Source organism: Nocardiopsis sp. NPDC007018 (genome assembly GCF_040635075.1).
Taxonomy (GTDB): domain Bacteria; phylum Actinomycetota; class Actinomycetes; order Streptosporangiales; family Streptosporangiaceae; genus Nocardiopsis.
In genome coordinates this window covers 1-9,803 of record NZ_JBEYHA010000093.1, presented here as the reverse complement: position 1 = coordinate 9,803, position 9,803 = coordinate 1, and the positions used below count along the sequence as shown (strand labels likewise).

At 72.5% G+C, this 9,803-nt stretch carries 11 protein-coding genes; 7 read left to right on the top strand and 4 right to left on the bottom strand.

Features of this window, described 5'->3' with window-relative positions:
• Positions 1-212 precede the first annotated feature (212 nt).
• On the top strand, positions 213-1,316 hold the full coding sequence (locus tag ABZ635_RS26705; RefSeq protein WP_357769969.1) for a D-alanyl-D-alanine carboxypeptidase family protein: 1,104 nt from the start codon (positions 213-215) through the stop codon (positions 1,314-1,316).
• Between the two features lie 105 nt (positions 1,317-1,421).
• Here the strand turns inward: ABZ635_RS26705 and ABZ635_RS26700 are convergent, their stop codons facing one another.
• From ABZ635_RS26700 to ABZ635_RS26685, 4 genes are all read right to left on the bottom strand, one after another.
• On the bottom strand, positions 1,422-1,829 hold the full coding sequence (locus tag ABZ635_RS26700; protein WP_357769968.1) for an MscL family protein: 408 nt from the start codon (positions 1,827-1,829) through the stop codon (positions 1,422-1,424).
• Positions 1,830-1,906: 77 nt separating this feature from the next.
• A complete protein-coding gene (locus ABZ635_RS26695; RefSeq protein ID WP_357769966.1) occupies positions 1,907-2,572 on the bottom strand; it encodes a Flp pilus assembly protein CpaB in 666 nt (221 codons plus the stop codon).
• A gap of 236 nt (positions 2,573-2,808) precedes the next feature.
• Positions 2,809-3,192, bottom strand: a complete 384-nt coding sequence (locus ABZ635_RS26690) for an FmdB family zinc ribbon protein (RefSeq protein ID WP_357769964.1) — start codon at positions 3,190-3,192, stop codon at positions 2,809-2,811.
• A 227-nt stretch (positions 3,193-3,419) separates the two neighbouring features.
• The gene (locus tag ABZ635_RS26685) at positions 3,420-4,052 is read right to left on the bottom strand and encodes a 5-formyltetrahydrofolate cyclo-ligase (RefSeq protein WP_357769962.1); all 633 of its coding nucleotides are present in this window, start codon (positions 4,050-4,052) and stop codon (positions 3,420-3,422) included.
• Between the two features lie 151 nt (positions 4,053-4,203).
• Between ABZ635_RS26685 and galU the strand changes: the two genes are divergently transcribed.
• From galU to ABZ635_RS26655, 6 genes are all read left to right on the top strand, one after another.
• Positions 4,204-5,142: a UTP--glucose-1-phosphate uridylyltransferase GalU gene (galU, locus tag ABZ635_RS26680; protein WP_357769961.1), complete on the top strand. Its 939-nt coding sequence runs from the start codon at positions 4,204-4,206 to the stop codon at positions 5,140-5,142.
• 133 nt (positions 5,143-5,275) lie between these two features.
• Positions 5,276-6,502: a gephyrin-like molybdotransferase Glp gene (gene glp, locus ABZ635_RS26675; RefSeq protein ID WP_357769960.1), complete on the top strand. Its 1,227-nt coding sequence runs from the start codon at positions 5,276-5,278 to the stop codon at positions 6,500-6,502.
• Positions 6,503-6,758: 256 nt separating this feature from the next.
• Positions 6,759-7,262 carry a cyclic pyranopterin monophosphate synthase MoaC gene (gene moaC, locus ABZ635_RS26670; RefSeq protein ID WP_357769958.1) on the top strand — a complete coding sequence of 168 codons (504 nt, stop codon included), beginning with the start codon at positions 6,759-6,761 and terminating at the stop codon, positions 7,260-7,262.
• On the top strand, positions 7,255-7,764 hold the full coding sequence (locus ABZ635_RS26665; protein ID WP_357769957.1) for a MogA/MoaB family molybdenum cofactor biosynthesis protein: 510 nt from the start codon (positions 7,255-7,257) through the stop codon (positions 7,762-7,764). Before moaC ends, ABZ635_RS26665 begins: the two co-directional genes overlap by 8 nt.
• 252 nt (positions 7,765-8,016) lie before the next feature.
• Positions 8,017-8,736, top strand: a complete 720-nt coding sequence (locus ABZ635_RS26660) for a GNAT family protein (protein ID WP_357769956.1) — start codon at positions 8,017-8,019, stop codon at positions 8,734-8,736.
• A 404-nt stretch (positions 8,737-9,140) separates the two neighbouring features.
• The coding region (locus ABZ635_RS26655) for a hypothetical protein (protein WP_357769955.1) at positions 9,141-9,803 on the top strand (663 nt) is incomplete at its 3' end.

Genomic DNA, 9,803 nt, shown 5'->3' with positions numbered 1-9,803 from the left:
CACTCTGGGCGGGCGGGTGCGAGGGAGCACCGCACCCCGACGACCAGGTCTTCTTCCAAAGGCCCGGTGAGACGGCCGGGAGGACGGTGGCCGACCGTCCGCTGGTACGGCCGCGGGGCCGTACGGTCCAGTGTGACCGCATGTGGACATGTAGTACGTTGCCTTGCGGCCACGAGTAGGTGTTCGAGGAAAATGCAGCCGGAGGATCATTCGTGCCGTTCACTTCCGAGTCGGCGCGGCGTAGGTCCCGCGTACCGGGTAGCGGGGTGCTGACCGCCCTGGGGGCACACCACCGGGTCCGGATCGCGCAGGCGCTGACACTCATGCTGGTCACGTCCCTGTTCGTCGTTCCCGGGTCGGTGACCGTCGCCCCGCCAGCCGAGGCGAGCCTGGAGGACCTCCGTGAGCGCGCCGAGAACGCCGCCGAAGCCCTGGAGAAGGCCACCGACGAGTACGTCAAGCGCCAGGACGAGCTGGAGGCGGCGCAGGAGGACCTGATCTCCACGCTCCACGAGCTCCAGCAGATCGAGGGCGACCTCAACGAGATGCGGGAACCGCTCGCGCGGCTGGCCAGCACCATGTACCAGCAGCCCGACGCGGGCGTCATCGGCATCCTCGCCGCGGGAGACCTCGACGAGGACCTCCAGACGCAGTCCTACGCGGCCAAGCTGTCCGAGGACAACCAGGCGCTCATCCAGGACGCCACCAACCTGCGCGAGGACCAGGTGGAACTCGCCGGCGAGGCGCAGGAGCTCCAGACGTTCACGCAGCTGGAGCAGGCGGAGCTCGCGGCAGAGGTGGACTCGTTGCGGGAGCAGTCCGAGACGAGCATGAACGAGCTCACCGACGAACTGGAGTCGCGGGGGCTGGACCCCGAGGCGTACATGGCGGCGGCCGACTGCGACCCGAGCAAGGCGTCGAACGCGGGCGGCTACCCCAACGGCCTGCTCCCGCAGGAGGCGCTCTGCTCGCTCTACGACGACAAGTTCCTGCGCGCCGACGCGGCCGTCGAGTTCCTCCAGCTGAACGTGGAGTACGTCGAGGAGTTCGGCGAGAACATCTGCATCACCAGCGCCTACCGCGACCTGCCCAACCAGCACCGCGTGTACGCCGAGCAGCCGCCCGGCTTCGCGGCGATCCCGGGCACCAGTAACCACGGTCTGGGCGAGGCGATCGACCTCGGGTGCGGCATCCAGAACTTCCGGTCCGAGCGGTGGAACTGGATGGAGACCAACGGCGCCAAGTACAACTGGATTCACCCGGCCTGGGCCAAGTCGAGCCCCTTCGAGCCCTGGCACTGGGAGTACAAGGGTTAGGGCTTGTTTGGCCGGTACGACGCACGACCCGGAGGGCGGTCCCGTGGGGGCCGCCCTCCCGCGTGTCCGGGGGCTGGTCGGGGCCCGCCGGGGCGTCCCGGAACCCTAGGCGACGGTCTCCGGGGTGACCTCACTGGTGCAGTGGGGGCACTTGCTGGCCTTCTTGCTGATCTCCGTGACGCAGTGCGGGCACTCGCGGGTGGTGGCCTCCTCCGCCTTGATGAACTTCTCCATCAGCTTGCCCATGGGCAGCACCACGAGGAAGTAGAGCACCGCTGCGGTGATCAGGAACGACACCAGGGCGTCGACGAACGCCCCGTACAGGAACCGACTGCCGTTGATCTCGAAGTAGAGGTCCCCGAAGGTGGGGACGCCGCCGAAGATCCCCAGGAGCGGGGTGATGAACCCTTCGGTCAGGGCCGAGATGAGCCCGGCGAAGACGGAGCCGATGACGACCGCGACCGCCAGCTGCACCAGGTTTCCCTGGAGCAGGAACTTCTTGAAGCCTTCCATGGAACTGCCCTACGTGATCGTGAGTGGTGAACGCGCCGAACGGCGCCCGGACAGCTTTCACCACCCCTGGTCATCGGTCAACCGCGAATGGTGACAGACAGGCGCGAGGAGGGCGCGTGCCCGGCCAGGGCCCGGGCCTCCTCCCTGGTCGCGGCGATGACGACCAGTGCGCCGCCCTCCCCGCCGCCGCCCTCCTCGTCGGGAACGGACAGGACCGGGCGGTCGCCGACCACCTCGACGGCGGGCCCGGACCGGGCGGTCGGCCCGCCGAACGGATCGGCCCCGGCGGCTCCGGCGGCGGCCAGGACGTCCACCCGTCTGCCGGGGGAGAGCAGTCCCACCATCCCGGGGTCGGCCACACGCACCGGCACCGCGACCATGTCGGCGCCGTAGGGGAGCGCCGGGGGGTCGCTCAGGCGCGCGTCGGTGAGCACCTCGCCCCGGCGCACCGGGGCGTTCAGCGACATCCCGGCGGCCCGGTCGCCGGGGGACAGGGCCCCGTCGGGCGCGGCGCGCCCGGCCAGCGCCAGGGGGACGAGGTCGTCCTCGGACAGCGGCGCGCTGGCGTCGAGGTCCCGGGCCGCGGCCAGGACCCGGGTGACGGGCTCGGGAGGGGGCCGCAGCACCAGGACGGCGCAGAGTACGGCCAGGGCGGTCAGCAGCGAGGCGACGAGGCGCCGGTGGCGGTCGAGCAGGCGGAGCGGGCCGCTCCGGTGCCGGTACGGGGGCGGGGAGGGGGTCATGCCTCCAACGCTAGGCGGGCCGGGGGCGGTCCGAGGGGTTGTCCACAGGGGGGATTCCGGCGCGTTCACGCTCCGGTGCGGGTGGCTCCCCCGCGCGGTCAGCGGCCGTGCCGACACGCGTTCGGAGCCTCGGCCCCCGGGCCGCCGCCGCGCTCACTGCGCTCGAAGCCCCCCAGGAAGGACGAAAGCGCCGCCGAGGGGTCTCGGCGGCGCTGCCACGGTCAACGGTGGGTGGCTCAGCTGCTGGCGGCGGCGGTGCTGCCGCTGGTGCTCTTGCCGCTCGACGAGTCGCCGCCGGTGCCGGCACCCGCGGTCGAGGCGGCGGGGGCGGCCGCGCCGGAGTCGGAGGAGGCCTTGGCGGGCTCGGCGGCCTTGTCGCTCTTGGCCTCGGTGCCGCCGTCGGCGGAGTTGGAGCCGGTCAGGGCGGAGCTGTTCGTGGTGGACTTGCCGCTGTCGGTGCGGTAGAAGCCCGAACCCTTGAAGACGATGCCGACCGCGGAGTACACCTTGCGCAGGCGTCCCTCGCACTCGGGGCAGACCGTCAGCGAGTCGTCGCTGAAGCTCTGCACGACCTCCATCTGGGCGTCACACGCGGTGCACGCGTACTGGTACGTAGGCACTGTTCCGGGTCCTCCTTGCTGGCACTCACACCCGTCGACTGCTAAATAGTACGCGTTCGCCGACCGCCGCCGCGACAGCCCCTCGCCGTCCGTGTCCCGGGCGCCCCCGCGTGAGCGGGGCGGCTCCGGGCCGGTGGGGAGGGGACGCGCGTACCGGGGGCCCGTCCGGGACACGACCGCCAGCCATAACGCCGCGCCCGGGTGCCTTAATCCCCGTGCGGGCCGGGTCACCCCGGGTGGTCGCCGGTCCAGACGGCCGATTCCGGATCGAACACCCGCAGCCCGCCGCCGGGGGTCACCACCGCGTCCACCGGGCGGTCGTGCGCCTCCGAGGGCAGCAGGTCCACGAACTCCTCGTCGTGCACCACGGCGATCGCCGGAGTGCTCGGACCCCGGAGCGGCAGCGCGCGGTCGTAGCAGCCCGCGCCGCGCCCCATCCGCGTCCCGCGCCGGTCCACGGCCACGGCCGGGCACACCACCGCTTCGGCGCGGTCCAGCGCCCCGACCCCGTACCGCCGACCGGTCGGCTCCAGCAGCCCGTGCCCGGCGGGGGCGAGACCGGCCGGGCCGTCGTAGTCCGCCCAGTCCAGCGACCCGTCGGGAAGGAAGACCGGGAGGAGCACCCGCGTGCCCCGCCCGCGCAGGGCGTCCACCAGCTCCCGGGTGCCGGGCTCGCCTCCCACGGAGTAGTAGCAGGCGACGGTCCCGGCCGCGGCCAGCCGCGGCAGCCCCAGGAGGGCGTCGCGGATCGCCGAACCCGCGCGGTCGCGCTCACGCTGGCTCCGCTCCCGCCGCTCGGCGAGCAGACGGGTGCGCAGCGCGCGCTTGGCGGCGCGTTCGGGGTCGTTCGTGGCAGCCATGGGGTCCAGTGTGGCACCCGGAGCCGGGTTCCCCGAGGGGGTGAACACCCGGTTGCGGTTTCCACGCGTTCGCCCGAAACAGCGGGGACTTCTCGGCCACGGGGCGGTATCAGGCCACGTAACCGGGGTTGTCTGTCCTAAAGTGCCGTTCATGAGCGCCGACACCGATCAGAAGCGACCCCGTACCGACGCCGCCGTGACCAAGGCGGTCGTACCGGCGGCCGGGCTGGGCACCCGCTTCCTTCCCGCCACCAAGGCCACCCCCAAGGAGATGCTGCCGATCGTGGACAAGCCCGCGATCCAGTACGTCGTGGAGGAGGCCGTCGAAGCCGGGCTCAGCGACGTGCTCATGATCACCGGGCGCAGCAAACGCTCCATCGAGGACCACTTCGACCGCGCCTACGAGCTGGAGGAGGCGCTCGCGGCCAAGGGCGAGGACGACAAGCTCAGGTCGGTCCGCGAGTCCAGCGACCTCGCCCAGGTGCACTACGTCCGCCAGGGCGAGCCCCGGGGGCTGGGACACGCCGTGCTGTGCGCGGAGGCCCACGTCGGCGACAACCCCTTCGCGGTGCTCCTCGGCGACGACCTCATCGAGTCCGCCGACCTGCTCCGCCGCATGATCGAGGTGCGCCAGGCCAGGGGCGGCAGCGTCGTCGCGCTCATGGAGGTGGAGCCCGAGCAGGTTTCGCTCTACGGCTGCGCGGCGGTGGAGACCACCGACGAAGACGACGTCGTCACCGTCACCGACCTGGTCGAGAAGCCCTCCCCGGACCAGGCGCCCAGCCGGTGGGCGATCATCGGCCGCTACGTGTGCGACCCGGCGGTCTTCCCGGTCCTGCACGACACCCCTCCCGGCCGGGGCGGGGAGATCCAGCTGACCGACGCCCTCAAGGACCTGGCGCGTATCCCGGCCGAGCGGGGCGGCGGCGTGCACGGTGTGCTGCTGCGCGGGAACCGCTACGACACCGGGAACAAGGCCGAGTACATCCGCACCGTGGTCGAGTTCGCCTGCGGGCGCCCGGACCTCGCGGACGAGCTCCTGCCCTGGCTGAGGGAGTTCCTGGACCGCCAGGAGCGGCTCCGGGGCTGATCGTTGCGGGGCGGGCCCGTACCCGTCCCGTCGCGGGGTCCGGGCGCCCGGGGGCGGAGGTGGCCACAATGGGTCCGGTGCCCCTCGGCGACGGGGCGGCACCTCCAGCGCGTCCGCGACCCGGAAGGACCTCATGAAGAGCGTCGAACAGCACATCTCCGACCTCCTGGGCCTGGTCGCCGTGCCCGAACCGACCGAGCTCGACCTGCTGCGGGCCCACGGGACGGTGCTCGCCGAGCCGGTCGTCTCCCCGGTGTCCCTGCCGGGCTTCGACAACTCGTCGATGGACGGCTACGCGGTACACGCCGCCGACCTGGCCGACGCCTCGGCCGCGCACCCGGTCCGGCTCCCCGTGGTGGCCGACATCCCGGCGGGCGACGCGAGCCCAACGGCGATCCGGCCCGGGCTGTGCGCCCGGATCATGACCGGGGCCCCCATGCCCGAGGGCGCCGACGCCGTGGTCCCGGTGGAGTGGACCGACGGCGGCACCGTGGAGGTGTCCGTCGACCGCCCCGCGCGACCGGGCTCCTTCGTGCGGCGCCGGGGCGAGGACGTCCACGAGGGCGCGACCGTACTGGGGGCGGGGGTCCGGGTCGGCGCGGGGGAGATGGGGGTGCTGGCCGCGGTCGGGCGCCGCTCGGTTCCGGTGCGGCCCCGGCCGCGCGTGGTGGTGCTCTCCACGGGCGAGGAGCTGGTGGAGCCCGGACGCCCTCTCGGGCCCGGGCAGATCTACGAGTCCAACAGTCACATGCTGGCCGCCGCCGCCAGGGACGAGGGCTGCGAGGTCTACCGCCACGGCTTCGTCGGCGACGACCCGGCCGCCGTCTGGGACACGCTGGAGGGCCTCCTGGTGCGCGCCGACGTCGTGGTGACCACCGGCGGAGTGAGCATGGGGGCCTACGACGTGGTCAAGGAGGTGCTCTCCACGAAGGGAACCGTGGAGTTCACCCAGGTGGCGATGCAGCCGGGCAAGCCCCAGGGGTTCGGCACCATCGGCCCGGACGCCACCCCGATCCTCACGCTGCCCGGCAACCCGGTGAGCGCCTTCGTCTCGTTCCACCTGTTCGTCCGGCCCGTGCTGCGCAGGCTGCGCGGCCTGCCCCCGACTCCGCTGCCGAGCGTGCGGGCACGGTTGGCCACCGAGGTGGGTTCGCCCGAGGGGCGGCGCTCCTACCTGCGTGCCGTACTGTCCGAGCCCACCGCCCAGGACCCGGTGCCGACCGTCGCCCCGGCGGTGCGGCAGGGTTCGCACCAGCTGTCCGCGCTCGCCGACGCCAACGCGCTCCTGGTGGTGCCGGAGCAGGCCGTCGCGCTGGCCGCCGGAGACCTGGCGGAGGTCCTCGTCCTGCCCCGGTACTGAGGTCGGCGGGCCCCGGTCCGCAGGGCGGGGGTCCGGCCGGGAAGGCCGTACGTCCGCCTTCCTCTGGTTCGCCGGGCGCGTGCCAGGGGCGGGCGTCCGGGCCGGTGCGGGCGACCACGGACCACACTCGACGGACGCGGTCCGTGTGTCCTCGCGGGGGAGTACGGTCATCGTGGGACTCGGCACCCCGTGTCCCCGCGGTCGACCGATCCGGGCGGCAGCGTGCCCGCACGAGACGATGAGTGGCTCCACAGCGATGACCGACACCCCACGGCCGGAGGCGCACCCCTCAGGCCTCACGCACCTCGACGAGTCCGGTTCCGCGCGCATGGTGGACGTCTCCGCCAAGGACGTCAGCGCCCGTTCCGCCACGGCCACCGGGCGCGTCCTGCTCAGTCCGGAGACCGTCGCCGCCCTGCGTGACGGCGCCGTGCCCAAGGGCGACGCCCTCGCGGTCGCGCGGATCGCGGGCATCCAGGGCGCCAAGCGCACCCCCGACCTCGTCCCGCTGTGCCACCCCATCGCCGTGCACGGCGTGGACGTGGACCTCACGGTGGTGGACGACGGGGTGGACGTCAGCGCCACGGTGCGCACCGCCGACCGCACCGGGGTCGAGATGGAGGCGCTCACCTGTGTGATGACCGCCGCGCTCGGTCTGGTCGACATGGTGAAGGCGATCGACCCCGAGGCCGAGGTGACCCGGGTACGGGTCGAGGAGAAGACCGGCGGCAAGAAGGGGCACTGGAGGCGCGGTGAGTGATCCCGTGCGCCGGGTCGCGGTGGTGACGGCGTCCAACCGGGCCGCCAGCGGCGTGTATCCGGACCGTTCCGGGCCGGTGATCGCGGAGCGGCTGCGGTCCATGGGCTGCGCGGTCGTGGGGCCCTGGGTGGTACCGGACGGCTCCGCGGTCGCCGAGGCGATCGAGCGCGCGCTCGACGAGGGCGTGGACGCCGTGCTGACCACCGGGGGCACCGGCCTCACCCCGCAGGACCTCACTCCCGAGGTGACGCGCCCGCTCCTGACCCTGGAGATCCCCGGGATTGCCGAGGCCTTGCGCGCTGCGGGGCGGGACCGGGGCGTGCCCGCCGCCGTGCTCTCGCGGGGGCTGGCGGGTGTCGCCGAACGTTCCGGTCACCGCGCGATCGTGGTGAACCTGCCCGGGTCCAGGGGGGGAGTCCGCGACGGGATGGACGTGCTGGAGCCGGTTCTGGGCCACGCGATCGACCAGCTGTGTGGCGGGGACCACCCTTCGTCCGAATGACACCGGACAATGACCGGAATCACATCGGGGGCATTCCGGGGCGAGGCAATTCCTTGACCCGGTGCCGGTTTTCGGTGCTGGAGTGAATGGAGTTTGGAAACGGCCGATTCTCGTGCGGTGGGGGTGACGCCCGCCACCTCACGCCCACGGAGTGGAATACTGGAGGGCGTCACCGGCTCCGGGCGCGCACGAGCGCCGAGGGCTGGAAGGCGCGACCGCGCAGGGCGGTCCGGAGGGCTCGGAAGGACGGACGTGAACCGCAGACAGGGGTGGCCCGTCACCCTTCAGGAGGGGCCGATCGCTCTTCGCCCTCTGCGGCTTCGCGACGCCCCCGTGCTCCGGGACACCCGGGCGCGCAACGCCGAGTGGTTGCGGCCCTGGGAGCCCACCTACCCGGAGATGCCGCTGCGCACCACCGGGCTCGCGCCCTACGTGGCCATGCTCCAGGCGATCCGGCGCGAGGCCAGGGCGGGCTTGTCGATGCCGTGGGCGATCACCTACGAGGGCGCCTTCGTGGGCCAGCTCACCGTGGGAGCCATCGTGTGGGGGTCGGCCAGGTCGGCGCAGGTCGGCTACTGGGTGGACAGCGGCCACGCGGGGCGCGGCATCACCCCGACCGCCGTCGCCCTCGCCGTCGACCACTCGTTCTTCACTGTCGGACTCCACCGGATCGAGGCCAACATCCGCCCCGAGAACCGCGCCAGCAGACGGGTGGCCACCAAACTGGGCTTCCGGGACGAGGGGGTTCGCAGACGCCAGTTGCACATCGACGGCGCGTGGCGGGACCACATCTGCTACGCCCTCACGGCGGAGGAGGTGCCCCGGGGCGTGCTGCGCCGCTGGTACGACGGAGGCCCTTCCGGTCCACCGGAGGAAGGGGGTTCCGGCTCTGGTTCCGCATTGGGGCCACAAGGCCCGAACGGCGGCGGTGATCCGTGGGACCCGGCGAGTCCGCGCCCCGGATCACCGTGAACATGGCACCATCACGGATGCGTCGGGATCTTAAACCCCTCTTTAAGCACAATGATTCATTACTTTGCGTTGAATTGGCGCTGCTCTCCGCAGTCGCCGTCTGGCCTGGTCTTTCGTTCTGGAGGGTGTGACGACCGAAACTGAGGGTCCACAATCTTGCGACACTCCGGTCGGAATGTGGCGCATTTATGGACACGGGGTCGTACCGTGCGGAACATAGACGCATTGACGATGCGGGCTACGCGTGGATTTGCCGTACGGGAATCGACCCCGGTCCGACGAGGGCCAGGAACGATGTCCAGCCGGAGGACGTCTCTACTTCCGGGAGTACGTCCAGCCACACGCGGAGCGGTGTCGACGAAGTGTCGACCAACGTTCAGTGGCCGTCATCGTGAGGAGGGGTGATGAGCAGCTCTCCTCTGTACCTGGCCATCGTGGTGGTCTGGCTCATCGTCCTGGTTCCGATGCTGCTGCGGAAGGACTCCGTGGACACCGTCCCGGAGGACGCCCGCCGTGAGGACGACGACGTCGAGACGGCCGAGGCCGACGACTCCGCCGAGGACGCCTCAGGCGACGAGGGGAGCCCGGACCTCACCGAGACCCAGGTGATCCCCCGTCCCGCCGTCAGCGTCGACGACGGCGCCGACGACGGCGCCGACGAGCGGCCGACGGAGGCGGAGCGCCCCGAGGTCCAGGGGCGGGTCCGTCCGGGCCACGAGCCGCGCGCCCGCGTCATCGCCCGTCGGCGCCGTCGCACCACCGTGCTGACCCTGCTGAACGTCGGCACCGTCGTGGCGGTCGCCTTCGGTCTGGGGCCGTGGTGGGTCGTCGCCCCGCCGGTCCTGCTGTTGGTCGGGCACATGGCACTGCTGCGCGAGGCCGCCAAGGCCGACGCCGAGCGCCGTGTGGCCGTGGCCCGAGCGCGCCGCCAGGCCGCGGTGCGGGCGCGTCGTGCCGAGGCGGAGCAGGCCCGCGAGGCCGAGCGCGAGGCGCAGATCATCGCCTTCATCGAACGCCGCAGCCAGGTGTACGACCAGTACGCCGACGCCCGGTTGCGGGCCGCAGGG

Coding starts and splice junctions, on each gene's coding strand:
- moaC (WP_357769958.1), top strand. CDS start 6,759: ATGACCGACACCCCACGGCCGGAGGCGCACCCCTCAGGCCTCACGCAC.
- ABZ635_RS26695 (WP_357769966.1), bottom strand. CDS start 2,572: ATGACCCCCTCCCCGCCCCCGTACCGGCACCGGAGCGGCCCGCTCCGC.
- ABZ635_RS26700 (WP_357769968.1), bottom strand. CDS start 1,829: ATGGAAGGCTTCAAGAAGTTCCTGCTCCAGGGAAACCTGGTGCAGCTG.
- ABZ635_RS26685 (WP_357769962.1), bottom strand. CDS start 4,052: ATGGCTGCCACGAACGACCCCGAACGCGCCGCCAAGCGCGCGCTGCGC.
- galU (WP_357769961.1), top strand. CDS start 4,204: ATGAGCGCCGACACCGATCAGAAGCGACCCCGTACCGACGCCGCCGTG.
- glp (WP_357769960.1), top strand. CDS start 5,276: ATGAAGAGCGTCGAACAGCACATCTCCGACCTCCTGGGCCTGGTCGCC.